General features: G+C 64.0%; 26 protein-coding genes. 21 read left to right on the plus strand and 5 right to left on the minus strand.

The genetic code is table 11. The annotated features are described in order from the left end of the window. Window positions 1–42 precede the first annotated feature (42 nt). The 8 genes from BJP62_RS01800 to BJP62_RS01835 are packed head-to-tail and all read left to right on the plus strand — an operon-like array spanning window position 43 to window position 6,916. On the plus strand, window positions 43–774 hold the full coding sequence (locus BJP62_RS01800) for an S-methyl-5'-thioinosine phosphorylase (RefSeq protein WP_070525905.1): 732 nt from the start codon (window positions 43–45) through the stop codon (window positions 772–774). A 15-nt stretch (window positions 775–789) separates the two neighbouring features. Further along, entirely contained in the window at window positions 790–1,566 is a 777-nt protein-coding gene (rfbF, locus tag BJP62_RS01805) for a glucose-1-phosphate cytidylyltransferase (RefSeq protein WP_269466103.1), read from the plus strand. Next, window positions 1,557–2,615: a CDP-glucose 4,6-dehydratase gene (gene rfbG, locus BJP62_RS01810; RefSeq protein ID WP_070525910.1), complete on the plus strand. Its 1,059-nt coding sequence runs from the start codon at window positions 1,557–1,559 to the stop codon at window positions 2,613–2,615. The genes rfbF and rfbG overlap by 10 nt, the downstream gene beginning before the upstream one ends. Continuing rightward, window positions 2,612–3,862 carry a class I SAM-dependent methyltransferase gene (locus BJP62_RS01815; RefSeq protein ID WP_070525911.1) on the plus strand — a complete coding sequence of 417 codons (1,251 nt, stop codon included), beginning with the start codon at window positions 2,612–2,614 and terminating at the stop codon, window positions 3,860–3,862. Before rfbG ends, BJP62_RS01815 begins: the two co-directional genes overlap by 4 nt. After that, on the plus strand, window positions 3,859–4,392 hold the full coding sequence (rfbC, locus tag BJP62_RS01820) for a dTDP-4-dehydrorhamnose 3,5-epimerase (RefSeq protein WP_070525913.1): 534 nt from the start codon (window positions 3,859–3,861) through the stop codon (window positions 4,390–4,392). Before BJP62_RS01815 ends, rfbC begins: the two co-directional genes overlap by 4 nt. Before the next feature lie 20 nt (window positions 4,393–4,412). Further along, a complete protein-coding gene (locus tag BJP62_RS01825) occupies window positions 4,413–5,465 on the plus strand; it encodes an FkbM family methyltransferase (RefSeq protein ID WP_070525916.1) in 1,053 nt (350 codons plus the stop codon). Continuing rightward, window positions 5,458–6,279, plus strand: coding sequence for an NAD(P)-dependent oxidoreductase (locus tag BJP62_RS01830; RefSeq protein ID WP_070525918.1), 822 nt, complete (start codon window positions 5,458–5,460; stop codon window positions 6,277–6,279). Before BJP62_RS01825 ends, BJP62_RS01830 begins: the two co-directional genes overlap by 8 nt. Then, window positions 6,266–6,916 carry a hypothetical protein gene (locus BJP62_RS01835; RefSeq protein ID WP_070525919.1) on the plus strand — a complete coding sequence of 217 codons (651 nt, stop codon included), beginning with the start codon at window positions 6,266–6,268 and terminating at the stop codon, window positions 6,914–6,916. The genes BJP62_RS01830 and BJP62_RS01835 overlap by 14 nt, the downstream gene beginning before the upstream one ends. Before the next feature lie 33 nt (window positions 6,917–6,949). Here the strand turns inward: BJP62_RS01835 and BJP62_RS01840 are convergent, their stop codons facing one another. Continuing rightward, window positions 6,950–9,088 (minus strand): tetratricopeptide repeat protein, encoded by a 2,139-nt coding sequence (locus tag BJP62_RS01840; protein WP_070525921.1) that lies wholly within the window; start codon window positions 9,086–9,088, stop codon window positions 6,950–6,952. 271 nt (window positions 9,089–9,359) lie between these two features. On the opposite strand from BJP62_RS01840, the gene BJP62_RS19230 reads away from it, so the two are divergent. The 8 genes from BJP62_RS19230 to BJP62_RS01880 all read left to right on the plus strand — a co-directional run bounded on the left by BJP62_RS19230 (window position 9,360) and on the right by BJP62_RS01880 (window position 15,477). Beyond that, window positions 9,360–10,868, plus strand: a complete 1,509-nt coding sequence (locus BJP62_RS19230) for a flagellin (protein ID WP_070525923.1) — start codon at window positions 9,360–9,362, stop codon at window positions 10,866–10,868. Between the two features lie 75 nt (window positions 10,869–10,943). Beyond that, window positions 10,944–11,333, plus strand: coding sequence for a flagellar protein FlaG (locus BJP62_RS01850; protein ID WP_070525925.1), 390 nt, complete (start codon window positions 10,944–10,946; stop codon window positions 11,331–11,333). Window positions 11,334–11,362: 29 nt separating this feature from the next. Next, entirely contained in the window at window positions 11,363–12,889 is a 1,527-nt protein-coding gene (fliD, locus tag BJP62_RS01855; protein ID WP_070525927.1) for a flagellar filament capping protein FliD, read from the plus strand. A gap of 25 nt (window positions 12,890–12,914) precedes the next feature. Further along, the gene (fliS, locus tag BJP62_RS01860) at window positions 12,915–13,373 is read left to right on the plus strand and encodes a flagellar export chaperone FliS (RefSeq protein WP_070525929.1); all 459 of its coding nucleotides are present in this window, start codon (window positions 12,915–12,917) and stop codon (window positions 13,371–13,373) included. Beyond that, window positions 13,360–13,671 (plus strand): hypothetical protein, encoded by a 312-nt coding sequence (locus BJP62_RS01865; RefSeq protein WP_070525931.1) that lies wholly within the window; start codon window positions 13,360–13,362, stop codon window positions 13,669–13,671. The genes fliS and BJP62_RS01865 overlap by 14 nt, the downstream gene beginning before the upstream one ends. Before the next feature lie 24 nt (window positions 13,672–13,695). Then, a complete protein-coding gene (locus BJP62_RS01870; protein ID WP_070525933.1) occupies window positions 13,696–14,088 on the plus strand; it encodes a DUF2802 domain-containing protein in 393 nt (130 codons plus the stop codon). 2 nt (window positions 14,089–14,090) lie between these two features. Then, window positions 14,091–15,092, plus strand: a complete 1,002-nt coding sequence (locus BJP62_RS01875; protein ID WP_070525935.1) for a flagellar hook-length control protein FliK — start codon at window positions 14,091–14,093, stop codon at window positions 15,090–15,092. Next, window positions 15,085–15,477, plus strand: coding sequence for an EscU/YscU/HrcU family type III secretion system export apparatus switch protein (locus tag BJP62_RS01880; RefSeq protein ID WP_070525937.1), 393 nt, complete (start codon window positions 15,085–15,087; stop codon window positions 15,475–15,477). Before BJP62_RS01875 ends, BJP62_RS01880 begins: the two co-directional genes overlap by 8 nt. Here BJP62_RS01880 and BJP62_RS01885 read toward each other — a convergent pair. After that, window positions 15,412–16,761 carry a sodium-dependent transporter gene (locus BJP62_RS01885; RefSeq protein WP_070525940.1) on the minus strand — a complete coding sequence of 450 codons (1,350 nt, stop codon included), beginning with the start codon at window positions 16,759–16,761 and terminating at the stop codon, window positions 15,412–15,414. The two genes, BJP62_RS01880 and BJP62_RS01885, sit on opposite strands and share 66 nt — an antisense overlap. Window positions 16,762–16,937: 176 nt before the next feature. Here BJP62_RS01885 and uvrC point away from each other — a divergent pair, with 176 nt between their 5' ends. Continuing rightward, window positions 16,938–18,803 (plus strand): excinuclease ABC subunit UvrC, encoded by a 1,866-nt coding sequence (gene uvrC / locus BJP62_RS01890; RefSeq protein ID WP_083300639.1) that lies wholly within the window; start codon window positions 16,938–16,940, stop codon window positions 18,801–18,803. On the opposite strand, the gene BJP62_RS01895 is transcribed toward uvrC, so the two are convergent. From BJP62_RS01895 to BJP62_RS01905, 3 genes are all read right to left on the minus strand, one after another. Then, window positions 18,782–19,243 (minus strand): GNAT family N-acetyltransferase, encoded by a 462-nt coding sequence (locus tag BJP62_RS01895; protein ID WP_205700945.1) that lies wholly within the window; start codon window positions 19,241–19,243, stop codon window positions 18,782–18,784. The two genes, uvrC and BJP62_RS01895, sit on opposite strands and share 22 nt — an antisense overlap. 2 nt (window positions 19,244–19,245) lie before the next feature. Continuing rightward, window positions 19,246–19,788 carry a DUF1415 domain-containing protein gene (locus BJP62_RS01900; protein ID WP_070525944.1) on the minus strand — a complete coding sequence of 181 codons (543 nt, stop codon included), beginning with the start codon at window positions 19,786–19,788 and terminating at the stop codon, window positions 19,246–19,248. 69 nt (window positions 19,789–19,857) lie between these two features. Continuing rightward, window positions 19,858–20,337 (minus strand): DUF4442 domain-containing protein, encoded by a 480-nt coding sequence (locus BJP62_RS01905; RefSeq protein WP_070525946.1) that lies wholly within the window; start codon window positions 20,335–20,337, stop codon window positions 19,858–19,860. 223 nt (window positions 20,338–20,560) lie between these two features. On the opposite strand from BJP62_RS01905, the gene pgsA reads away from it, so the two are divergent. The 4 genes from pgsA (at window position 20,561) to BJP62_RS01925 (ending at window position 24,112) form a co-directional block, all read left to right on the plus strand. Beyond that, a complete protein-coding gene (gene pgsA, locus BJP62_RS01910; RefSeq protein WP_070525947.1) occupies window positions 20,561–21,130 on the plus strand; it encodes a CDP-diacylglycerol--glycerol-3-phosphate 3-phosphatidyltransferase in 570 nt (189 codons plus the stop codon). Further along, window positions 21,120–22,298 (plus strand): MFS transporter, encoded by a 1,179-nt coding sequence (locus BJP62_RS01915; protein WP_083300640.1) that lies wholly within the window; start codon window positions 21,120–21,122, stop codon window positions 22,296–22,298. Before pgsA ends, BJP62_RS01915 begins: the two co-directional genes overlap by 11 nt. A gap of 96 nt (window positions 22,299–22,394) precedes the next feature. Continuing rightward, the gene (aroF, locus tag BJP62_RS01920; protein ID WP_070525949.1) at window positions 22,395–23,411 is read left to right on the plus strand and encodes a 3-deoxy-7-phosphoheptulonate synthase; all 1,017 of its coding nucleotides are present in this window, start codon (window positions 22,395–22,397) and stop codon (window positions 23,409–23,411) included. 17 nt (window positions 23,412–23,428) lie between these two features. Beyond that, the gene (locus tag BJP62_RS01925) at window positions 23,429–24,112 is read left to right on the plus strand and encodes an META and DUF4377 domain-containing protein (protein ID WP_070525951.1); all 684 of its coding nucleotides are present in this window, start codon (window positions 23,429–23,431) and stop codon (window positions 24,110–24,112) included. Window positions 24,113–24,161: the final 49 nt, after the last annotated feature.

Below are 24,161 nucleotides of genomic sequence, written 5' to 3' on the forward strand. Positions count from 1 at the left end.
TGAAGGGCCGGCGCCGCGTGGCTGAACCGGTTCGGAGCGATCATGCTGGCCATCATCGGCGGCGCCGGAGCGGCGAGCCTGACGGGATTGAGCGTGCAGCAGCGGCTGATCGTGCGGACGCCGTACGGCGAGCCGTCCGGGCCGCTGATCATCGGCGAGCTGGCCGGCCGATCAGTCCTCTTCCTGGCTCGTCACGGCTACGGTCACACCATTCTGCCGCACCGGATCAACTACCGCGCCAACATCTGGGCGCTGGCCGAGCAGGGCGCGACCCGCGTCGTCGCGCTTGCATCGGTCGGCGGAATCAAGCCGTCGCTGCGCCCGGGCGTGCTGGTGCTGCCCGACCAGCTCATCGATTACACCTGGGGCCGGCAGCAGACATTTTTCGACGGCGGCGACCAGGCGATCACGCATGTCGACTTCACCGAACCCTACGATGGCGCAATCAGGAGCGAGCTGCTGCGGGCGGCCGCGCAGACCCGGGTGCCGCTGGTCGATGGCGGCGTCTACGCCTGCGTGCAGGGGCCGAGGCTGGAAACCGCAGCCGAGATCCGCAAGATCCGCCGCGACGGCGCCGACATGGTCGGCATGACGGCCATGCCCGAGGCGGTACTGGCGCGCGAAATGAATCTGGCGTACACAACACTGGCAATTTCAGTAAACTGGGCCGCCGGCGTGGCGAAAAGCCGCATGGAAGTATCGCAATTGGATGCCGCAGTCGTTCTCGAGCGGAGAATGCCCGATTTGCTTGCGATTTTGCTGGCGATTGAATGATTTTGATTGGAAGCAATGATGAAGGCTGTGATTCTGGCGGGTGGCTTGGGTACGCGGATTCTGGAAGAAAGCCACCTAAAGCCAAAACCGATGATTCAGGTCGGTGGCCGACCGCTGCTCTGGCACATCATGAAAATCTATTCGTCGCATGGCGTGAATGACTTCATCATCTGCCTTGGGTACAAGGGTTACGTCATCAAGGAGTATTTCGCCAATTACTTCATGCACATGTCGGATGTGACGATCGACCTTTCGAACAACAGCATCACCGTGCATGAGCAAAAGGGTGAGCCGTGGCGCGTGACGCTCGTCGATACCGGCGAGACGACGATGACCGGCGGAAGGCTCAAGCGCGTCGCCCGTTATCTCGATCCGGACGAACCGTTCTGCTTTACCTACGGCGATGGCGTTGCCGATATCGATCTGAGCGCTGAAATCGCCTTCCATCGCTCGCATGGCTGCTGGGCAACGGTCGCTGCGGTGCAGCCACCGGGACGATACGGGGCGCTGATCCGCAGCGAAGACAGGGTCACCGGCTTCGTCGAAAAACCGCAGGGCGATGGTGGCTGGATCAACGGCGGTTTCTTTGTGCTCGATCCACGCTGTATCGAACTGATCGACGGCGATGAAACGAGCTGGGAAATCGAGCCGATGCAGCGATTGGCGCAAGCAGACCAGTTGATGGCGTACGAGCATTCGGGCTTTTGGCAGCCGATGGATACGCTGCGCGAGAAAAACCTGCTCGAATCGCTATGGGATTCCGGTAATCCGCCGTGGAAATCATGGACGTGAACCTCGCATATCGCGGCAAGCGCGTTTTCATTACCGGCCACACCGGCTTCAAGGGTGGCTGGTTGCTGACGCTGCTGAATACGCTTGGCGCCGAAGTGCACGGTTTTGCGCTGGCGCCCGATACCAGCCCCAATCTGTTCGAACTGGCCGATCTGCAGAGCATGCTGGCTTCGCACACCATCGGCGATATTTGCCAGCCGGATTTGCTCAGGCAGGCCATCGATCGGGTTCGGCCCGAGATCGTCTTTCACCTGGCCGCGCAACCTCTGGTGCGGGCCAGCTACCGCGCCCCCATCCTCACCTGGCAGACCAATGTGCTCGGCACCGCGCACGTGCTCGAAGGCGTCCGTCATTGCCCGTCGGTTCGCGCCGTCGTCGCAGTGACCACCGACAAGTGCTACGACAACCGCGAATGGCACTGGGGCTACCGCGAAACCGATCGGCTCGGCGGATATGATCCGTACTCGGCCAGCAAGGCCGCATGCGAGCTGCTGGTCGACAGCTACCGCAAGTCCTATCTGGAAGAGCGGCAGACGATCATCGCCACTGCACGTGCCGGCAACGTGATCGGCGGTGGCGACTGGGCGGAGGATCGGCTGATCCCCGACGCGGTCCGCGCAGTGCAGCAGCGGCAGCCGCTGGTGCTGCGCAGGCCCGCCGCTACGCGGCCATGGCAGCACGTGCTGGCGCCGCTGCATGGTTATCTGTTGCTCGGTGCGTGCGCGCTGCGGGGCGACCCGCAGGTGAACGGTGCGTTCAATTTCGGCCCGAACGCACAAGGCAATCTCGCCGTCGGCGAACTGCTGCACCGTTTGCAGCGATACTGGCCCGAACTGCAAACGCTTCACCAACCCGATTACGATGCGCCGCACGAAGCGGCGCTACTGCACCTCGATTCGAGCAAGGCGCAACAGCTGCTGGGCTGGCAGTCGCGCTGGTCGCTCGACGAGTCGTTGCAGTACACGGCCGACTGGTACCGCACGGTGCTCGATGAGCCGCAACAGGCCCGGGCGCTGACGCTGTCGCAAATCGAACGGTATTTCTCATGACTGTACCACCCAGCCACGCTCATCACTGCCGCGCCTGCGGCGCCGGGCTAGTCGACTCGTTCGTCGACCTGGGCCTGTCGCCGGTATCGAACGCCTTCGTTGCCGAGCGCGATCTCGACCGCGGCGAGATGTACTACCCGTTGCACGCGATGGTCTGCCGCAACTGCTGGCTGGTGCAGCTGACCGAGGTCTTGCGTGCCGATACGCACTTCCACGACGACTACGTCTATTTTTCGTCGTATTCGAGTTCGTGGCTCGTGCACGCCGAGCGCTACGTCGCCGACATGGTGGCGCGCTTCGCGCTTGATCGCGCCAGCCAAGTGATCGAGATCGCCAGCAACGACGGCTACCTGCTGCAGTATTTCGTGAAGCGGCAGATTCCCTGTCTTGGCGTCGAGCCGACCGCAAGTACCGCCCGCGCCGCCGAGGCCAGAGGCGTACCGACGCTGCAGACCTTCTTCGACGCGCAGACTGCGAACGAGCTGGCCCGATCGGGCAGGAAGGCCGACCTGCTGCTCGGCAACAATGTCCTCGCCCACGTTCCCGACATCAACGGTTTTGTTGCGGCGATGCCGATCTTGCTGGCCGACGAGGGCGTGATCACGCTGGAGTTCCCGCACCTGCTGCGCTTGATAACCGGCCAGCAGTTCGACACGATCTACCACGAGCACTATTTCTACCTGTCGCTGACGGCGCTGCTGCCGGTATTTGCGCAAGCCGGGCTGAGGATTTTCGACGTCGAGACTCTACCGACCCACGGCGGCAGCCTGAGAATCTACGGCTGCCATGCCGGCGCACGACACGAAGAAACCGCCGCGGTGCACGCGATGCTCGACCACGAGGTGTCGGCCGGACTGACCGACCCGGCGACCTATCATGCCTTTGCCGAGCGTGTTCGTACGCTCAAGCGTGACTTGCTCGCCTTTCTGGTCGATGCCAAGCGCAACGGCAAGCGGATCGTCGGTTACGGTGCCGCGGCCAAGGGCAACACCCTGTTCAACTACTGCGGTATTGGTCGCGACTTCGTCGACTACGTCGTCGATCGCAATCCTGCCAAACAAGGCAAATACCTGCCCGGCAGCCGGATTCCGGTGCGGCCGCCCGAGTTCGTCATGCAAGACAAGCCCGATTGCCTGCTGATCCTGCCGTGGAACATCAAGGACGAAATTGTCGCCGATATGGCCGGCATCCGCGACTGGGGCGGACAATTCGTCGTGCCGATTCCGGCGGTAACGGTGCTGCGATGATTTTTCACCCGACGCCGATTCCAGGCGCCTTCGTCATCGAATCCGAACCGCTTTGCGACGAACGGGGTTTCTTTGCCCGGACGATGTGCGTGGAGCAATTCGCCGAACATGGCCTTAACGGCCGGTTCATCCAGCAAAGCGTGTCGTGGAACGAGAAACGGGGAACGCTGCGCGGCCTGCATTACCAGACCGCACCGCTCGAAGAGGAAAAACTGGTCGCCGTTCACAAGGGGGCGATCTTCGACGCGATCGTCGATTTGCGTGGCGATTCACCCGCCTACCGGCAGTGGCATTCGGTCGAGCTCAGTGAGCACAACGGCTTGCAGCTCTATATTCCGAAGGGCGTCGCGCACGGGTTTCAGACGCTCGAAAACGATACGCTGGTTTTTTATCAAATGACCGTACCGTACGACCCCGCCTGTGCCGCGGGTATTGCGAGCTTCGATCCGGCACTGGTAATTGCCTGGCCAATCGTGCCGGCAGTGAGCATGTCCGAAAAGGACAAGTCGCTGCCAGCGCTGCAGAATTGATCTGACGAGAGGAAAATCGAATGAACAAGGCCGAGCAATTGTCCGCCGCCTTCCAGAAACTGGCCGCGAGCGAATCAATGCGCTCATCGTTCGTTGAAATGCTGCTCGATTTCGAGCAGCGGAACCAGCTCATCGATTTCGATATCCGCGAGGAAATCACCGGCCCGCTGGTCGATGCGCTGTTTGTCGAGGGCGAGCCGCTGGTCAAGGCATTGAGCGGCGGGCTGAAATTCGAGTTCCTTTATCGCTCGAAGATTGCCCGTGATTTCGTCATGGCCGACAGGCCGGTTCCCGACCATGTCTGGGAGCCGCAAACGAGCAAGTTGCTGCTGCACTTTGCCGGCCGCTGCCGGAACATCGTGATCGGCGGGGCGTACTTCGGCGACCAGGCGGTGCTTCTTGCCAAGGCCGTTGCCGCTGCCGGCGGGGTTGTGCACGCGTTCGAGCCCAACGACGACCAGCGCAGGATGCTCGAGCGCAATCTGCAGTTGAACGGGCTCGACAACGTGCGAATCCGTCCCGAGGGTTTGTGGTCCGACAGTTCGACCACACTGAAGCTGGTCGGCTATGACTCGTTCGCCAGTACCGAGGTCGTCGACGCAGGTGGCTTTGCCACGGTGGCGCTGCGCGACTACTTCGGCAAGGACGGCGGACCCGACCTGATCATGCTCGATATCGAGGGGGCGGAACTCGCCGCGCTGCAGGGCGCGTCGCCATATCTGACGCTGGACGCCGCGCATGCGCCGATCATCGTGTTCGAGGTCCACCGCAGCTATGTCGACTGGGATGCGGGCCTGGCCAACACCGAGATCGTTTCGCTGCTGTCGAGCAATGGCTACGTCGTCTATGCGCTGCGCGACTACAACTCCAACCGCGACATGAGTGGCGAGCCGATCGAGCTGATCCCGGTGGATTCGGTCTACCTCGACGGACCGCCGCACGGGTTCAACATGGTGGCGGTCAAGGATGCGTCCCTGCTCGAAGGTGCCGGGTTCAGCATCTGCCGGAACGTCAGCCCCAAACTGTTGCGCCATCGCAACCCGGCGCTGCACGCACCGCTGCGCCGTGGCTGAGCGTCTCACTATCGTCGGCGCGAGCGGCTTCATCGGCGGTGCTCTTGCCGAAGTGCTGCGGCGTCAAGGTTTCGAGCCATCCTGTCCGACACGGCACGAACTGCCGGGCCTCGTCGACCAGGACCTCGGGACCGTCTTCTATTGCGCCGGCGCAACGGCCGATTACCTCGCGTCGCCGGCCTCGACGATCGACGTCCACGTGAACCTGTTGTCGCGCTTGCTGCTCTGCAACAAGGTCGGCCGGCTCGTTTATCTGTCGTCGGTGCGCCTGTACGACACGCTCGGCGACCGGCTGGTCGACGAGCAAACACCGCTTCAGCTCGATCCCGCATCGAAGCGGCACCTGTTCGACCTGTCGAAGGCGCTGGGCGAAAACCTGTGCCTGACGCTCGCCGGCCCACGCAGCGTGGTCCTGAGGCTGGGGTGCGTCTACGGCTGGACGAGCCGGGCGCACGGCTTCCTGAGCGGGCTGCTGTCGCAGGCGAGGCTGGCACGTGCATTCCGCGTCGATTCGTCTCCCGCCATCGTCCGCGATTACATCCATATCGACGACGTCGTCGATTCGATACTGAAGATCGCCGGCTCGGAATACGCGGGTATCGTTAACGTTGTCTCCGGCCGGAACGTGAGCAACGCCGATATTGCGGCGGTTTTTTCAGACCAAGGCTGGCAGATCGGCTATTCGGGCACCGGCGGAGCGGCTGCACTCCCCAGCTTCAACAGCATCTTGCTGCAATCGTTCGGCGTCCGGCCGGCGCCGGTGCAGGAGAAGGTCGGCCAGTACCTGCAGGGATTACGCGATGGAACTGATTGACCAGACGCGCGAAGGTCTGCTCGACTACACGAGTACGCAGATCTGCCATTTCTTTCCCGACGGTAGGGCCGATGCCGTCCGGCGCGAGCTGGATCGCCATCTTGACGATGCGCTGGCCCGTACCGGCACGTGCATCGACGCGGTGCGGATGTGGCAGCCCGGCAAGTTCAGCCATCTGCACTCGACGCAGTACTGCCTCTATCTGTACTTCCTTGCGAACACGCTCTGGCGCGCCGGCGGTGATACCCGGGTCGCCACGCGCTTGTTCCTGCTGAACAAGACACTGAACGGGATCGACCTGTTCTACGAAGTGGAAATGCCTGATGTGTTCTTCATCGGGCATTCGGTCGGAATCGTACTGGCCAAGGCCACGTACGGCAGCCATCTGGTGCTCTATCAGAACTCGACCGTCGGCAAGAATCACGGAGTCGCGCCGGTGATCGAGCCGGGCGTGGTGATGTATCCGAATACCGCGATCATCGGCCGATCGCACATCGGGCGGAATGCCGTACTGTCGCAAGGGGTGAGCGTGGTCAATCGCGACGTGCCGCCCGATCAGCTGGTGTTTGCCGGCGCCGACCGGCTGATTTTCAAGCCCAACCGGCGCGACATCCTGGCCGATATTTTCCGGTTGTAAGCGCTGCCGCGCGGATGATGCCGCGCGGCGACGTTACTGCGGCTGAAACCGTGCTTCGGCCAGCGCCGCGATGCCCTGAGCAGCGGCGTGTTCACCTTGGGCGATCAGCATTTCCATCAGCCGCAGATAGTATTCGGGCCGATCCGGCGCAGCGTCGAGCGCGTTCGACAGATAACAGACCGCCATTGTGTGGCCGTTGGCAAAGTCGGCCTCGGCCAGTGCGGCCAGCGCGTCGGGCTGGCGCGGCAGGCAACCCAGAATCCGCTCCGCCTGCTGATAGACCCGCGGCCAGTTGTGCTCGGCGACCGACCGGGCCAGCGGCGCCAATTCCTGTTCGAGCGGGACACGATTGCCATTGCTGATGAATACCTGCGCTTGTTGCTGGGGCGTTACAGGGGCTGGCGCCACTTCGGCCCCCTGGTGGTTGCACCAGTTGATCCACGCCTGCCTGAGCGCATTGTCGAAATAGACGGCGAAGCGCTGCTCGTCCATCAGCGGGCCGCGTTCTACATGCTCGCGCAGCGACAGCCGCAGCTGGTTGAGTGCATTGACATCGCTTGCCAGTGCAACCGCCTTGCCCAGATATTCGGCCTCATCGCTCGCCAGCCATTCGCCGAGCCCGGTGGCGGTCAGCAGCGAAGTGGAAATCCGGCTGCGGTAGCTGTCGCCGATCATCGAAACCAGCGGCACCCCCATCCACAAGGTGTCGAACGTGGTAGTGCCGCCGGTGAGCGGGAAGGGGTCCAGCGCGATGTCGATCTGGTGATAGGTCAGGTACTGATTGGTCGATGTGCGCGGAATCAGGATCAGCCTTGATTCGTCGATGCCGCTCCGGGTGCAGCGCTCGACCAGCGACCGGCGGACTTCCGGATTCTCCAGGCCGTTTGCCTCTATCAGCAGCTTGGCATTCGCCATGCGCCCGAGCAGTCTGCCCCAGGCATCGAGCGTCTGCTTGCTGAGTTTGGACAGGTTGTTGCAGGTGCCAAAGGTGATGAAGCCATTGCTAAGCGCCGGGGTGGGTTTGACCTGGTAGTCGGGCCAGTAACGCTGCAGCGGGTTGCGGATGCACGGCCGGTAGACGCAGAACGGCGCCGGCAGGTAGTACAGGGCCTCGCTGTACTCGCCGTCCCGGGCGCAGGCATCGGCGACCTCGTCGGTGATCCGGATGTCGATGCTGCTCAAGCCGGTCGTGCCCGGGTAGCCCAGCCACGTCACCTGGACGGGGGCGGGCTTGCAGGCAAGCACGTGCAGTGCGTGTCCGCTGGTATGACCGGACAGGTCGATCAGAACGTCGATCCGGTCGTCCCGGATCTGCCGGCAGCGGGCGTCGGTATCGAACGATGCAAATGACTGGAAGCGATCGAAGTAGCGGCTCAAGCGCTCGGTCACGACATCGCTGGTCGTGTGCGTGTTGTAGCCGAAGAGCTCGAACTGGCTGCGGTCGAGCCGCGCCAGCAGCGGTTCGAGGAAATAGGCCGCAGCATGGCTGCGGAAGTCGCCGGAAACAAAGCCAAGCCGCAGCCGGCGCCATGGTGCAGGATCATTTGGAAACGGGGCAGGATCCTTGGCTTCGTCGCCGATCTTGCGTGCGTACGCCGCGCTTGCATCGACCACTTCTTGCAGCGGTGTTTCTGCGTCGTACTGCATGGCCAGCAGCATGTTGCTGTGGGCCAGCTCGGCATCGGGAGCAATGGCCAATGCCTTGCGGTAGTGGCGGATGGCCTCGCCGGGCCGGCCGGTGTCGAGGTAGTAGTTGGCCAGATGCGTGAGCGCCAGCGGCTGGTCCGGCGAGATCGCCAGTGCCTTCTGGCAGGCCTGCAGCGAGTCGTCGAACCTGCGCGTCTGACGCGCGAGGCTTGCTAGCGACAGCCAGGCCAGCGCATCCCCCGGCGCCAGTTCGACGGCGGTACTCGCGTAGGCGAGCGCGCGTTCGTTTTCGCCGAGGCGGCGCAGCAGATTGCCGAGATTGAAGTTCAGCTCGAAATTGTCCGGGTGCGCTGCAAGTCCCGCCTCATACAGGGCGAGCGCCTGTCCGAATTCGTACTTGGCCTCGAGCAAAACGCCAAGATTGGCGCAGGCATAGGCGTTGCCGTGATCATCTTGCAACAGATCCCGACACAGCGCTTCCAGCGGCGCCGGATTGCCCTGGTTGTGCATCTGTTCGGCCAGCACTTGCCGCGACTCGAGCCGTTGATCGACCGGGGGGGATTGATGCGACGTGAGGGGCGCTTGGACATCTGGACTTCCTCGGTCAGTGAGCGCGTCACTATACCGCGTTCGGAAGTGCCCTAAGCCGCTTCGCAACCGGTCGCCGCGCCGATGCGAGCAAAAAAATTTAAGCAAACGCTAAAGTTCGGCCCCGGCGTGACGATAAGGCAAACAAGGACGCAGCAACGCTGGTCCGGCTTCCCAAAAATAATCGTCTCTCTATCGGAGAAACATCATGGCTCAAGTCATCAACACCAACGTTGCTTCGCTCAATTCGCAGCGCAACCTCGGTACCTCGCAAGCCAGCCTCAATACCTCGCTGCAACGCCTGTCGTCGGGCCTGCGCATCAATAGCGCCAAGGACGACGCCGCCGGCCTGTCGATCTCGGAGCGCATGACCAGCCAGATCCGCGGCCTGGATCAAGCCAAGCGCAACGCCAACGACGGCATCTCGATGTCCCAGACCGCCGAAGGCGCGCTGAGCTCGGCCGGCGACATGCTGCAACGTATTCGCGAGCTCGCCGTGCAGTCGGCCAACTCGACCAACTCGGCCAGCGACCGCCAGTCGCTGCAGAACGAAGTGACCCAGCTCGTTTCCGAACTGGACCGCATTTCGACCACGACCGAATTCAACGGCAAGAAGCTGTTCGACGGTTCGTTCGGTACTGCCCAGTTCCAGGTCGGCGCCAATGCCAACCAGACGATTTCTGCCAGCGCAGCCAACCTGCGCACCACCAACTACGGCAACAACCAGGTCGGCGCGGCCGGCGCGGGTCTGGGTGCCGGCTCGGTCGCCGGTGCCGGTTCGGAAGCGTCGCTGGTGACCTCGGGTGCCTTCGATGTCAACGGTTTCATCGGCAGCAAGACGATCAACGTCGCCACCGGCGCAACTGCCAAGACCATTGCGCAAGACGTCAACAACGCATCGAACACCACCGGCGTGACCGCATCGGCACGTACCGATGCCAAGGTGAGCTTCAGCGCTGCTGGCGCATACAACCTCAAGATCATGGGTGAGAACTCGACCGCTGAAACCGTGTCGTTCACGCTGTCGGCTTCTTCGGGTGCAGACGGCCTGGCTGCCGCAGTCACCGCGTTCAACGACAAGTCGGCCAAGACCGGTGTGACCGCATCGCTCGCTTCCGACAACAGCGGCATCATCCTGACCAGCGCCACCGGTGAGAACATCAAGCTGCAGGATACCGCCACGGCCAACGCCGGCACGACCTCGGTCCAGGCACTCAAGGCAGACCAGACCACGGCGCTTGGCGCGTCGCGCACCCTCGCGGCCGACACCACGGCCGACGGCGTGCTGGTCACCGGTCAACTGACGTTCGACTCGGAAAAATCGTTCTCGGCCGTTCAGGCGGCTGGCGGCACCAACGTGCTCGGCGCGGTCGGTGCAGCAACGGTCAACTCGACGCTGAACAAGGTTTCGTCGCTGGACATCACCAGCTTCGCCAACGCCACCGAAGCCCTGAAGACCGTCGACTCGGCTCTCTCGCTGATCAACAACGAACGTGCCAAGTTCGGTGCCGTGCAATCGCGCTTCGAGAACACCATCTCGAACCTGCAATCGACGTCGGAGAACCTCTCCGCTTCGCGCAGCCGCATCCGCGATACCGACTTCGCTTCGGAAACCGCCAACATGACGCGCAACCAGGTGCTGCAACAAGCTGGCACCGCGATGCTGGCACAGGCCAACGCGCTGCCGAACCAGGTGCTGAGCCTGCTCCGCGGCTAAGCCTACGGTTTGACCTTGCGTTAAACTGATAAGCCCCGGCCGTGTGCCGGGGCTTTATTGCAGGAGAGGGAACCCATGACGATTTCGTCGATCAATCCCCCGGCCCAGACGCCGGCGCTGCAGCAATACGGAGATGCAAGACAGCCCGCTGCCCAGTTTGCCGCGGCCGTACAGTCGGCCAACGGCAGCGTTGCAAGCAACCCGGATGCCGTGCAGGCACTGACGCCAAAGCAGCAGGCCGCCGCGGTCGAGGATGCAGTAAAGAAATTGAATGAAACGGTGCAATCGATGCAGCCGGAAGTGGGTGTCGAGTTCAGTGTCGACAAGGACACGCAGATCCCGCTGATCAAGGTCATCGACACGCAATCGAAGGAAGTCATCCGGCAGCTTCCGACCGAGGAGGCGCTGAACATTGCCAAAAGCATCGACAAGCTCCGCGGCTTGCTGGTGCGCGACAAGGCTTGACCTCGCAATACGTCTGAAAAGGAAACCCCATGGCAACGATTACCTCGAACGGCGGCTCAGGGCTCGACATCAATTCGATTGTCAGCCAGCTGATGCAGATCGAGCAGCAGCCGATCGCCAAGCTCAACTCGAAGGAGGTGAGCTTCCAGTCGCAGCTGAGCGCGCTGGGCGCGGTCAAGGGGGCGGTGTCGGGGTTGCAGAGCGCCATGGCGGCGTTGCTCGACATCAACAAGCTCAACGGTGTGAAGACGACGTCGAGCGCGTCGGACATCGCGACGATCACCGCCAGCAATACGGCCGATCTCGGCAGCTTTGCACTCGAGGTGTCGCAATTGGCCAAGGCACAGCGCATCACGACCAACGCCACGGATGGTGGTGGCGCGCCGCTGTACAAGAACGCCGATGCGGTACTCGCGACAGGTGACCTGAGCGGACTCAAACTGACGTTTACGTTCGGCACCGCCTCGGGCGGCGGATTTACCACCAACCCGGACGTCAAGGCGGCGACCGTTGATCTGAGCGATGCCAACAAGGACGGCAAGCTTTCCCTGGGTGAAGTGCGCGATGCGATCAACAAGAAATCCGACCTCGGTGTGACTGCGTCCATCGTCAAGGAGACCGACAACAGCGTGCGGCTGGTGCTGACCGGTGCCAAGACCGGCGAAAAAATGGCGTTCAAGCTCGACGTGAATGCCGGCGCAGCAACATCGTCCGGGCTGAATGAACTGGCGTTCGACCCGACCGCACCGTCGGGCAGCTTCGGCATCCTGCCGGGCGACGCTGCGCAGAATGCAAAGGCGAAGATCAACGGCATCGACGTCGTCAGTCAGAGCAATACGCTGACGGATGTAGTTGGCGGCCTGACGATCAACTTGCTGAAAACGACGATCGATTCGGCCGGCAAGTCCACGCCGGTGACGCTGACATCCCAGCGCGACAGTGGTGCGATCAAGACGGCAATGACGGCCTTCGTCAAGGCCTACAACGACATGCAAGCCACGATCAGCTCGGCTTCGGGCTACGACGCGAAAACCAAGACCGGTGGCATCCTGCAGGGTGATGCATCGGTCCGTGGCGTGCAGAATCAGCTGCGGGGCATGCTGGGTGTGTCGTTCGGTAGCGGTGACGACGCGATCAAGACGCTGTCGCAACTGGGTGTCTCGTTCCAGCAGGACGGCAAGCTGGCGCTCGATTCGACCAAGCTCGACAAGGCGGTCACCAACAACCTGGATTCGGTACTGTCGTTTCTCGGCGCCTATGACAAGACCAAGAACCCGACCAAACCGCCGGAATCGACCCAGGACAGCTTCGGCTACAAGCTCAACGACATGCTCGACAAGATGCTGACCAAGGGCGGCACGCTCGACAGCCGTACCGATGGCATCAATCGCAGCATCAAGCTGCTTAGTGATCAGCGGACCACGATGACCGCCAAGCTGACCGAAACCGAAGCCCGGCTGCGCAAGCAGTACGTCGCGCTCGACCAGACGCTGACCAAGATGCAGCAAAGCAGTTCGTCGTTGATGGCGATGCTGGCTAGCCTGTCGGCCAACTGATCGGCACGCTGAAAAGGAAAGACTGATGTTGGGAATGAAAAAAGCGCTGAACGCCTACGGCCAGACCTCGGTGGAAATGGCGGTCGACGTTGCCTGCCCGCACAGGCTGGTGACGATGCTGTTCGACGGCGCGATCAAGGCCGTGGCGATGGCCAGGATGCATCTCGAGGCCGGCAATGTCGCCGAGAAAGGCATGGCGACGTCGAAGGCGATTGCGATCGTCGATGACGGCCTGCGCCTGTCGCTCGACAAGAACCAGGGCGGCGAGCTGGCCGACAACCTCGACGCGCTGTATGAATACATCAGCAACCAGTTGCTGCAGGCCAATCTGCGCAACGATGTCGCGCTGTTCGATGAAGTGCTCGGTTTGCTCGGCGGCCTCAAGCAGTCGTGGGAGGCGATCGACCCGGTAGCGCAAGCCGCACAGGCGGCCGAGGCGCCGCGTCAGGATTCGGCCAGCGTGCTCAGCTATGGCCGCGCCTGATTCCCTCGCGGCGCTGCGCACCCTGCGGGACAGCCTGCTGGGCGTGCAGGCTGCGCTCGACTCCGGCGATCCCGATACGGTGCTCGACGCACTGGCCCGCTACGATGCGGCTGCCGATGCGCAGCAGGTGGTCGACTGGCGCGCCTCGCCACAGCGGGCGCAGGCCGAAGCCTTGCTGCGCGAGTCGCAGGCGCTGCTGGCGGCGCTGATGCCGCTGATCCGCCAGGCGCGGGACGAGTCGCAGGGGGCGCTGCAAAACCTGCACAACACCGATAAACTGAATCGAGCCTATCGCTGAATTCCGGCCCCAAGGGCATCGAGCATGAACGGCATTGTGATCACCTGGCAGCAACTGCTTTACATCAGTCTGGCCCTGATCGTGTTTTACGTCGCGCAGTTGCTGTTCTTTCTCAAGCGGCATGGCTGGCACTGGCCGCACCATAGGGTGTCGTCTGCCGACGCGCTGGCCCAGGAGGTCATTGCGCTGCGGCAGGAGGTGGAGCGGCTCAAGATCAGGCTGGCTGCCCAGCAGGTCGAGGCGGTGGCGAGCGGCATCGAACCGCATGAAGAGCTGCCGGCCGAGTCGCCGTACGCGCACGCGATCCGGCTGGCAAAGCAGGGCGCAGAGGCGTCGCAGGTGGCCTCGGTATGCGGCCTGTCGCGCGGAGAGGTCGACCTGATCATCGCGCTGTACCGCAAGCCGGGGCGTCAATAGCGATGCTGCCGGGCAGTATCGGCCTGCTGCAGCAATACCTGCAGGGCCAGACCCCGCTGATCGATGCCGGGACCTTGCCGGCGCCGACCGAAGCGCCGCTGCTGACGCTGGGCGAGCGCCTTCAGGCCATCGTGCGCAACGAGCTGCCCGGTGGCCGCTTTCTGGTCCAGATCAAGGATCAGTTGCTCGATCTCAACCTGCCACGCAATACCGAGCCAGGCACCACTGTCGAGCTTGAGGTCGTCTCGGCCTCGCCAACGCTGCGCTTTGCCTTGCTGCAAGGCGACGCGACGCCGCGCCCGGCGACGACACTCAGTTCGGCGGCACGGGTGCTGGCCGAGCTGCTTCGTCCCGGCGAAGGGAAGCCTGCCGGCGTCGATCCGGTGCCGCTGATGGCTCGCGGCGCGGCGCCCGACGCCATGCAACTGGCGGCACGTCTGACGCAGGTGGTCAACGACAGCGGAATTTTCTACGAATCGCACCAGGCCGACTGGGCGCGCGGCGAACGGCCGCTGCAGGCGTTGATGCGCGAGCCGCAGAACAACCTGCCGGAGGCGCGGGAGCCGGTGTCGCGCGATGCCGGCGCAGCCGGCGGAACGGGCGACGGCAGGCTGAACGATGCCAAGGCCGTGCTGGGCCAGCTCGTGCAACGGCAGCTCGACACCCTCGACCAGAACGGCATCATCTGGCAGGGGCAGGCGTGGCAAGGCCAGCCGTTGCGCTGGACGCTGAACGTCGAAGCGGCCGACGAACATGCCGCCGCCACGGATGATGCCCAGCTCAAGCGCTGGCAAACCCGGCTCGACCTCGACCTTCCGCGACTGGGGTCGGTGTCGGTCGTGGCCGAGCTGCAGGGCGGGCGGTTCAATATCCGCTTTATCGCACCGAGCGACGAGACCCGTGCGGCACTGCAGGGCGGCCAACCAGCCTTGGCTGCGCGCTTTGCTGCCGCGGGGCTGGCGCTGGCCGCGACGCCGGCCATTGTCGACGGTCCGGATGAATAAGCCCAAAAGCCGCCAGCAGGCGGTGGCGCTGGCCTATGGCGAAGGCAGTGGCGCGCCGCGCGTCGTTGCCAAGGGGCAGGGGCTGACCGCCGAAAAAATCATCGAAAAGGCGCACGCGGCCGGGGTGTTCGTCCACGAATCGCCCGAACTGGTGTCGCTGTTGATGCAGGTCGACCTTGACCGGCATATTCCGCCGCAGCTCTACCGTGCGGTGGCCGAGCTGCTGGCCTTCATCTACCTGCTCGAAGCCGGCGCCGACGTCAGTCCGCCGGCGTTCGACCTGCCGGCCGAGCTTTCTCCGCCCGCGGCAGGCGGGCACTCAGAACGCGCCGATCGCCTTGAACATGACGATGACGATCAGCAGCGGCGAGATATAGCGCAGTAGCACGAACAGCGCGCCCACCAGCTTGCCGTTGTCGAGCGCGCCGTCGTTCGACAGGCCGGCGCGCAGCCTGGGCAGCCCGTAGTGCCAGCCGACAAACAGGCAGATCAGGATGCCGCCGAGCGGCAGCAGCACGTTCGAACTCAGGTAATCGAACAGGTCGAACGCATTCAGCCCGAACAGCGTCCAGTGTTGCGTCAGGCTTTGCGACAGCGAAGCCGGTGCACCGAGCAGCGCGATCACGGCCAGCGTGGCCAGCGTGGCCTTCCTGCGACTCCACGACCAGCGCTCGGTCATCATTGCTACCGGCACTTCCAGAATCGACAGGATCGCGCCGAGCGATGCCACCGCAGTCAGGACGAAAAACAGCGTCATGAAGATGCTGCCGCCGGGCATGCTGTCGAATACGGCCGGAATCGTCATGAACACCAGCGACGGGCCGGCGGCCGGCTCGAAACCGAAGGCGAACACGGCCGGAAAGATCGCCATCCCGGCGAGCAGCGACACGCTCAGGTCGGCGAGCATGACGCGCGCGGCCGTGGTCGGGATGTTCTGCTCCGGGCGGAAGTAGCTGCCGTAGGTCAGCATCGTCCCCATGCCGATCGACAGTTTGAAGAACGCCAGCCCCAGCGCAGTCAGCAGTACGCCGGTGTTGATCTTGGTGAAATCCGGTGCGAACAGGAAGCGCAGACCCTCGGCCGCGCCGGGTAGCGTCAGGCTGCGGACGCACAGCGCGATCAGCAGCAGGAACAGCAGTGGCATCAGCTTCTTGGCCGCGGCCTCGATGCCTTTGGATACGCCGAGCATGATGATGCCGCCGGTCAGCGCCAGTACCAGCCATTGCCAGAGCAGCGCCTGTGCGGGCGACGAGACGAGCGCGCCGAAGGTTGCCTTGGCGGCAACCGGATCGGTGTGGCCGAGTGCGCCGGTAAGGCTCTTGACCACATAGGCAAACACCCAGCCGGCCACTTCGGTGTAGAAGGCGAGGATCAGCACCGCGGCCACCAGCCCCATATAGCCGATGCTTTTCCAGAACGGTTGCCTGGGCGAGAGGATCTCGAAGCTGCTGACCGCGTTGGCGCGGGCGGTGCGGCCGAGCATGATCTCGGCGATCATCACCGGCAGACCGACGAGCAGCGTTGCCAGCAGGTAAACGAGCAGGAAACCGGCGCCGCCGTTGGTGCCGGTCAGGTAGGGGAACTTCCAGATGTTACCGAGCCCGACCGCCGAGCCCAGCGTGGCGACCAGAACGCCAAAAGTAGATGTAAAGCCGTCGCGTTGCGCCATGGCGCGTACTCCCGGGTATGGTCGCCGCTCGGGCTGCGCACGGGTCATGCGGGCGACTCAATTGCGTCATAGACCGCGCCGGGATCGCCGGCGAGGACAAAGGCGCGGATTATGACCCCGACCGGCCGATCTGTCGCTTCGGGAAATCCGCAGCGCAGACGCGGTAAAATGAACGGATGAACGCTGAAACACCCGCCACCCCGGCCACCGATGCCCGACTTGCCGCGCTGATCGAGCACGTCAAGGCGCTGCCGCACCTGCCCGGTGTGTACCGCTACCTCGATGCCGAAGGGGCCATACTCTACGTCGGCAAGGCACTCGACCTGCGCAAGCGCGTCGGTTCGTACTTCCAGAAGAGCGACCATGGCCCGCGCATCCGGCTGATGCTGGCGCAAGTCGCGAAAATCGAGACGACGGTCGTGCGCAGCGAAGCCGAAGCGCTCGTGCTCGAGAACAACCTGATCAAGGCGCTTTCACCGCGGTACAACATCCTGTTCCGCGACGACAAGAGCTATCCCTACGTGATGATCAGCGGCCACGCGTCACCGCGGCTGGCCTATTACCGCGGCGCGCTCGACAAGCGCAACCAGTACTTCGGGCCGTTCCCGAACGGCTACGTGGTGAAGGAGTCGCTGCAGCTGCTGCAGAAGGTGTTCAAGCTGCGCACCTGCGAGGACACGGTGTTTGCCAATCGCTCGCGCCCCTGTCTGCTGCACCAGATCAAGCGCTGCTCGGCGCCGTGCGTCGGCCTGATCAGCCCGGAGGCGTACCGGCACGATGTCGACAGCGCGGCGCTGTTCCTCAGCGGCAAGGCCACCGAGCTGCTGGACGAACTGCAGCAGCAGATGCAGGCCGCGTCGGAAAGCTGGGATTTCGAACGGGCGGCGATGCTGCGCGATCAGGTCCAGGCGCTGGCCAAGATTCAGGAAAAACAGTTCGTCTCCAGCAACACCAGCGAGCGCGATGCCGACATCGTGGCCTGCGTCGTCAAGGACGGCATGGTCTGCGTGAACCTGGCGATGGTGCGTGGCGGACGCCACGTCGGCGACAAGAACCTGTTCCCCAGTCATGCCGATGACTACGACGCGGCCGACGCGTTGTCGGCCTTCCTGGCGCAGCACTATCTCGATCGCAGCGTTCCGCCCATGGTGCTGTGCGACCCCGCCCCGCCCGATGCCGAGGTGATCGCCTCGCTGCTGTCGGACCAGGCGGGACGTGCGGTGCGGCTCAACAGCAACCCGAATGGCGAGCGCAGGGTCTGGCTGGAGATGGCCAGAAAGAACGCCGAGCTGGCGATCGCGCTCAGGCTCGGCCAGTCCGCGACGCAGGCCGGCCGGCTTGCGGCGCTGGTCGAGGCGCTGAACCTGCCCGAAGAAACGCAGCGGATCGAGTGTTTCGACATCTCGCACACGATGGGCGAACTGACCGTTGCATCCTGCGTGGTGTTCGACCGCGGCGACATGCAGCCGAAGGAATACCGCCGCTACAACATCCCCACGAGTGGTGAAGGGGCCATCACCGGCGGCGACGACTATGCCGCGATGAAGCAGGTGCTCGAGCGCCGTTACGGCAAGATCGCCGCCGGAGAGGGCGTGGTGCCCGACGTGATCCTGATCGACGGTGGCAAGGGTCAACTGACGCAGGCCGAGGCGGTGATGGCCGAAGTCGGGCTGACGCAGCCGACGCTGATCGGCGTCGCCAAGGGCGAAACACGCAAGGCCGGGCTCGAGCAACTGATTCTGGCGACGACGCACGAGGTCAAACACCTGAAGCGCGACCATCCCGGCCTGCATCTGGTGCAGCAGATCCGCGACGAGTCGCACCGCTTCGCGATCACCGGCCACCGGGCGCGCCGCGCCAAGGCGAGGGTGGCGTCGAGCCTCGAGGACATCGACGGTGTTGGCCCGAAGCGCCGGCAGCGGCTGCTGGCGCGCTTTGGCGGGTTACAGGGCGTGAAGGCGGCGAGTGTCGACGACCTGATGCTCGTCGACGGCATCAACGCCGCGCTGGCCGAGAAGATCTACGCGGCGCTGCGCGGCTGAACGCCTCGGTACTCCATGACTTCTTCGCCGCCGATCAGCTCGCCGGTGGCGGTCCAGCCGCAATGGCGGTAGAAGCCGTGGGCGCGGACCGTCGGGTCCGGATTGGCGACGAGCCAGATCCGGGCGTGGCCGAGCGATTGCAGCCAGCCGACGACGTGATCGAGCAGCGCCTTGCCGATGCCGCGGCCCTCGTAGTCGGGCAGCATCGCCAGCACCAGCATCTCGCCGCTGGCGCGATCGCCGCTGGCAAAGCCGACGATGCTACCGTCGGCCTCGCACAGCCAGCCCTTGATCTCGTCTCGCTGCATCGCTGCGGCACTGGATTCGGGGGTGATGCCGTAGCCGGCGAGCTCCTCGACGCCAAGGGCGTTCTCGCGTGTCTGCGCCCGCAGCGCGAACAGTGCGGGCAGATCGTCGGGGCGGGTTTCGCGAATGTGCATGTTCATTCCTTTGGGCCGATTTGCAGCGCATCCCAGCCGGCGTGGCCGAGCTTTTCGAGCGTAGCGATATTGCGTTCGAAAATGACCGACGCATCGGGGAACGCCGCTGTGGCACGGGCGATGCTGTCCTCGCGCAGCAGGTGCAGCGTCGGGTACGGTGACCGGTTGGTGTAGTTGCCGATGTCGTCGGGTTCGGTGCCGGCGAACTGGAAGCGCGGGTGAAAACTGGCGACTTGCAGCACGCCGTCGAGGCCGTGCTCGCCCACGGCTTCCTCGGCAATGCCGACGACGTCGTTGAAGACGAGAAAATCGTCGAACAGTGTCGGGTGGATCAGCAGCGTCGTGTCGATCCGTTCCGGGTCGCTCGCTGCGAGCAGATCGAGCTCGCGGTCGAGCTCCTCGAGGAAAGCATCGAGGTGGCGCGCTTCGCTGACCACGTAGCGGACCTGCTCCTTGACGTAAACGGCCTTGGCGAACGGGCACAGGTTCAGCCCGATGACGGCCTTTTCCAGCCAGTCGCGCGTGGCGTCGATCACGTGTTGCATCGGGCAGATCCTCGTCTTGTCGTTCGAGGCGTGATTCTGCCGCCGCGACCGCGTTTGTGCCAGCCGGGCTCAGCCGGCCGCCGCCTTCGGCAGCGGTTCGCGTGCCTTGGGCTTCTTGCGCACGTACAGCGTCTTGTTGACCCGGGCGACAACCTCGCCGCTGGCGTCGACGATGTCGATCCGGAACTGCGGCAGATATTTCTCGCCGCCGTCGGTCCGGGTGCGGATGTCGTCGAGCGTGGCCTGGTCGAGCCGGAAGCGCGCGGTCACGACGCCGCGCCCGGGGGCAAGGAAATCGATGCCGGCGGCCTGATCCCAGACGTAGTAATCGCGGCCGAGTACGTGCATCAGCATCAGCATGTACCAGGGGTCGGTCATCGCGAACAGGCTGCCGCCGAAATGGGTGCCGACATAGTTGCGGTTGTACCAGCGCAGCCGCAACTCGACGTCGACCTCGCGGAAGTCGTCGGTAATCCGCGTGGCGTGGATGCCGGTCAGCAGGAAAGGGGGCCACCCGTTGATCAGGTGGCGCAGCAGGCGTGCGTTCATTTGAGCGGGGCTCCCGGAGCAATGCCCGCCACGGTGTCAAACGATCGTTTTATTGTCAATCGCGGCCGGTACCGGTGTCGCCGTTTGTCACGCCGAAGCCCAGGCGGCGTTCGCCGCCAGCATCGTTCACCGACATGCCCCGGGGCGGATGCGATTGTGTGTTTCGCGCAACCGGGGCAAACGCTAGAATGCGGTACTTTCCTGCCTTGCCGACGTTGCACCGATGCCCCTGAATCTGCCCATCCTGCTGACCTGGTTGCGCGTTGCGCTGATTCCGGTTTTCGTCGGCCTGTTCTACCTGCCCGATGTGCTGGTCAGCATGCCAATGAAGAACATGATCGGCGCGACCATTTTCGCCGTCGCGGCGCTGACCGACTGGTTCGACGGCTATCTGGCCCGGCGCTGGAACCAGACGTCGAGCTTCGGCGCCTTTCTCGATCCGGTCGCGGACAAGCTGATGGTTGCCGCGGCGCTGATCCTGCTGGTCGAAATCGGCCGTGCGCCGGCGTGGCTGGCGGTGATCATCATCGGCCGCGAAATCACCATCTCGGCCTTGCGCGAATGGATGGCCCAGCTCGGCAAGACCAAGAGCGTCGCCGTTGCCTACATCGGCAAGCTCAAGACCGCCGCGCAGATGCTCGCGATCCTGTTCCTGCTCTGGAGCGGACCGCTGCTGCCGGGCGTGCCGACCGACCTGATCGGTGCGATCGCGCTGTACATCGCCGGCGTGCTGACCATCGTGTCGATGTTCTACTACCTGCGCGTCGCGGCCCAGCAGTTCCGTGAAGGCTGAGCCGCCGGCTGGCGGTGTCGCCGTCATCGGCGGTTTCTACTTCTGCTACTTCGCCTTCAACGGGCTGTTCTCGCCGTACTGGGGGCTCTATCTTGCTGCGCTGGCCTTGCCGGCGTGGCAGATCGGCATCCTGACCTCGCTGACCCAGGTCAACCGGATCTATGCGCCGGCGATCTGGGGCTGGCTGGCCGACCGCAGCGGTCGTCGTCGCACGATCCTGCGTCTGGCCGGCGTCGCCGGCCTGCTCGGCTTTCTGCCGCTGCTCGCCGTCGACACGTTCTGGCCGATGTTCATTGCCGTACTGTTCGCGAGCTTTTTCTGGAGTGCGGCGCTGCCGCTGGTCGAGTCGCTGGCGATCGCCAGGCTGTCCGGCGACAGCGGCCGCTATGCACGGCTGCGGGTGTGGGGATCGATCGGTTTCATCGCGGCGTCGCTCGGCGCCGGCTACTGGATCGAAGCGAGCGGCGTACACGTGTTTTCGCTGGCCGTGGTCGGCACGATGGCCGGGCTGGCGGTGTACTGCTGGCGCCTGCCCGAGTCGCCGGCCCGGCCTGCGGCGAACGAGGGCGCTGCCGGCTTCGGCGCCATCCTGCGCCGGCGCGAAGTGTGGATCTTCTTTGCCGGCTGCTTCCTGATGTCGCTGGCGCACGGGCCGTATTACAGCTTTTACTCGATCCACCTGTCAGAACACGGCGTCGGCCAGTCGACCATCGGCTGGCTATGGGCCGTCGGCGTGCTGGCCGAGGTCGGGCTGTTCATGGCCATGCCGTGGCTGAATGCGCGCCTGTCGCCGAAGACGCTGTTCGTCGGTGATTTTGCGATCGCGGCAGGGCGCTTTCTGCTGATTGCATTCGGCGCGCACAGTCTGCCCTTGCTGGTGATCGCCCAGCTTGGCCATGCGTTTACCTTCGCCTGCCATCATGCGGTGGCCATGGGCTATCTGCACCGGCATTTCGCCGGCGCCCATGCCGCGAAGGGGCAGGCACTGTACATCGCCGCATCGTTCGGCATCGGCGGCAGTCTCGGCGGGGTCATTGCCGGCTTTCTGTGGCGCGATTTTTCCGGTGTCACCGTCTTCGCGCTGGCGGCGGCCGTGTCGGCGATCGGCGGCCTCGTGTGCCAGGCGGGGCTACCGGGCAAGACCATCAGCATGAACGTTGCAAGGTAAAATGACGGTTGTCGCCTGCGCCGAGTATTGCGACGATGTTCAGCCTATTCGCCTGCTAGCGTAAACGCAGGCCAGACCCCAAATCGGACAAGCACAATGATTATCGTGATGCAGCACCATGCCAGCGACGCGGAGGTCGCGGCGGTGGTTGACGAAATTCGCAAGGCCGGCCTGCGGGAGCACGTCTCCCGCGGCTCCGAGCTGGTGATCATCGGTGCCATCGGCGACGAGGACCGGATCAACCCGGGCCATTTCGAAATCATGGCCGGCGTCGAACGCGTCAACCGCGTCACCAAGCAGTACAAGATCGTTTCGCGCGATTCGCATCCGCAGGGTTCGGTCATCAAGGTGCGCGGCATTCCGATCGGCGGCGAGCAGATCCAGGTGATCTCGGGGCCGTGCTCGATCGAAACGCAGGACCAGATGAACATCGCGGCCGATGCCGCCGCCGCCGCCGGCTGCCGAATGATGCGCGGCGGGGCGTTCAAGCCGCGCACCAGTCCCTACGCATTCCAGGGACTCGGCGTGCAGGGGCTCGAGTACTTCCAGCGCGCGGCAGAACGGCACAAGCTGCCGATCGTGACCGAGCTGATGGACGTGCGGATGCTCGACACCTTCATGGAATACGACGTCGACGTGATCCAGATCGGTGCGCGCAACATGCAGAACTTCGACCTGCTCAAGGAGGTCGGCCGCGTCAACAAGCCGATCATCCTCAAGCGCGGGCTGTCGGCAACAGTGACCGAGTGGCTGATGTCGGCCGAGTACATCGCCGCCGGCGGCAACCACAACATCATTTTCTGCGAACGCGGCATCCGCACCTTCGAGACCGCCTACCGCAACGTGCTCGACGTCACGGCGATTCCGATGCTCAAGCGCGAAACCCATCTGCCGGTGATCGTCGACCCGAGCCACGCCGGCGGCAAGGCATGGATGGTTCCGGCGCTGGCGCAGGCGGCAGTTGCGGCCGGCGCCGACGGGCTGCTGATCGAAATGCACCCGAACCCGTGCGATGCGTGGTGTGACGCCGACCAGGCGCTGACGCCCGACGAACTCAAGGCACTGATGGTGACGCTTGGCGCGATCGCCAAGGCCGTCGGCCGTACGATTTGAACGCAAGGAGAACAGACATGAAGAAATCGATACTTCGCAGCGGCCTGATGGTCGGCACGCTGGCACTGGCAATGATGTCCGGCGCGCAGGCGCGTTCGATGCTCGACGGCGACTATCGCGTCGAGCGGCTGGTGTACGACGGCAGCGTCCAGCGCTTCGGCGACGACGGCAAGCTGACGGTGAAGATCGACGGCGCGCGCATCAGCGGTTTTTCAGGCTGCAACCGTTTCACCGGGCAGATCGAGTACGGCGTCAAGCCGCTCAAGGTCGGCCCGCTGGCGTCGACGATGATGGCGTGCATCCAGAACGAAACCGCAACGTACGAACATGCGATGCATCAGGTGCTCAATGGTGCCAAGTCGTTCTCGCTGGCGGAAGGCAAGCTGATCTTCAGCAACGACGCGGGCAACCTGATCTCGCTGGTGCGCGCCGATGCCGCTGCCCCGGCCGGTGTCGAACGCGTGCTGGAAATCTCGCCCGAGCGCAAGACCTGCTCCGGTGTCGGCAAGATGGAGTGCCTGCAGGTGCGCGAGCCGGGCGCCAAGGACTGGCAGCTGATGTACTTCGGCATCGAGGGTTTCGAGCCGCAACCGGGCGTCGGCTATACCGTCAAGGTCCGCGAGGAGCGTGTCGAAAACCCGCCTGCGGATGCGCCGAACCGCAAGCTGATCCTGATCGAAACGCTGGAAACGCGTCGCTGATCGCGCAATGCCGTTAAAATGGCCGGCGCTGCTTCCGGGGCCGACCCGG

The sequence above is a fragment of the Jeongeupia sp. USM3 genome (assembly GCF_001808185.1).
GTDB lineage: Bacteria > Pseudomonadota > Gammaproteobacteria > Burkholderiales > Chitinibacteraceae > Jeongeupia.

Coding starts and splice junctions, on each gene's coding strand:
- fliD (WP_070525927.1), top strand. CDS start 11,363: ATGGCAACGATTACCTCGAACGGCGGCTCAGGGCTCGACATCAATTCG.
- BJP62_RS01865 (WP_070525931.1), top strand. CDS start 13,360: ATGGCCGCGCCTGATTCCCTCGCGGCGCTGCGCACCCTGCGGGACAGC.
- BJP62_RS01815 (WP_070525911.1), top strand. CDS start 2,612: ATGACTGTACCACCCAGCCACGCTCATCACTGCCGCGCCTGCGGCGCC.
- BJP62_RS01885 (WP_070525940.1), bottom strand. CDS start 16,761: ATGGCGCAACGCGACGGCTTTACATCTACTTTTGGCGTTCTGGTCGCC.
- BJP62_RS01850 (WP_070525925.1), top strand. CDS start 10,944: ATGACGATTTCGTCGATCAATCCCCCGGCCCAGACGCCGGCGCTGCAG.
- uvrC (WP_083300639.1), top strand. CDS start 16,938: ATGAACGCTGAAACACCCGCCACCCCGGCCACCGATGCCCGACTTGCC.
- BJP62_RS01900 (WP_070525944.1), bottom strand. CDS start 19,788: ATGCAACACGTGATCGACGCCACGCGCGACTGGCTGGAAAAGGCCGTC.
- pgsA (WP_070525947.1), top strand. CDS start 20,561: ATGCCCCTGAATCTGCCCATCCTGCTGACCTGGTTGCGCGTTGCGCTG.
- rfbF (WP_269466103.1), top strand. CDS start 790: ATGATGAAGGCTGTGATTCTGGCGGGTGGCTTGGGTACGCGGATTCTG.
- BJP62_RS01905 (WP_070525946.1), bottom strand. CDS start 20,337: ATGAACGCACGCCTGCTGCGCCACCTGATCAACGGGTGGCCCCCTTTC.
- aroF (WP_070525949.1), top strand. CDS start 22,395: ATGATTATCGTGATGCAGCACCATGCCAGCGACGCGGAGGTCGCGGCG.
- BJP62_RS01870 (WP_070525933.1), top strand. CDS start 13,696: ATGAACGGCATTGTGATCACCTGGCAGCAACTGCTTTACATCAGTCTG.
- BJP62_RS01875 (WP_070525935.1), top strand. CDS start 14,091: ATGCTGCCGGGCAGTATCGGCCTGCTGCAGCAATACCTGCAGGGCCAG.
- fliS (WP_070525929.1), top strand. CDS start 12,915: ATGTTGGGAATGAAAAAAGCGCTGAACGCCTACGGCCAGACCTCGGTG.
- BJP62_RS01825 (WP_070525916.1), top strand. CDS start 4,413: ATGAACAAGGCCGAGCAATTGTCCGCCGCCTTCCAGAAACTGGCCGCG.
- BJP62_RS01800 (WP_070525905.1), top strand. CDS start 43: ATGCTGGCCATCATCGGCGGCGCCGGAGCGGCGAGCCTGACGGGATTG.
- BJP62_RS01880 (WP_070525937.1), top strand. CDS start 15,085: ATGAATAAGCCCAAAAGCCGCCAGCAGGCGGTGGCGCTGGCCTATGGC.
- BJP62_RS01835 (WP_070525919.1), top strand. CDS start 6,266: ATGGAACTGATTGACCAGACGCGCGAAGGTCTGCTCGACTACACGAGT.
- rfbC (WP_070525913.1), top strand. CDS start 3,859: ATGATTTTTCACCCGACGCCGATTCCAGGCGCCTTCGTCATCGAATCC.
- BJP62_RS19230 (WP_070525923.1), top strand. CDS start 9,360: ATGGCTCAAGTCATCAACACCAACGTTGCTTCGCTCAATTCGCAGCGC.
- rfbG (WP_070525910.1), top strand. CDS start 1,557: ATGGACGTGAACCTCGCATATCGCGGCAAGCGCGTTTTCATTACCGGC.
- BJP62_RS01925 (WP_070525951.1), top strand. CDS start 23,429: ATGAAGAAATCGATACTTCGCAGCGGCCTGATGGTCGGCACGCTGGCA.
- BJP62_RS01895 (WP_205700945.1), bottom strand. CDS start 19,243: ATGCACATTCGCGAAACCCGCCCCGACGATCTGCCCGCACTGTTCGCG.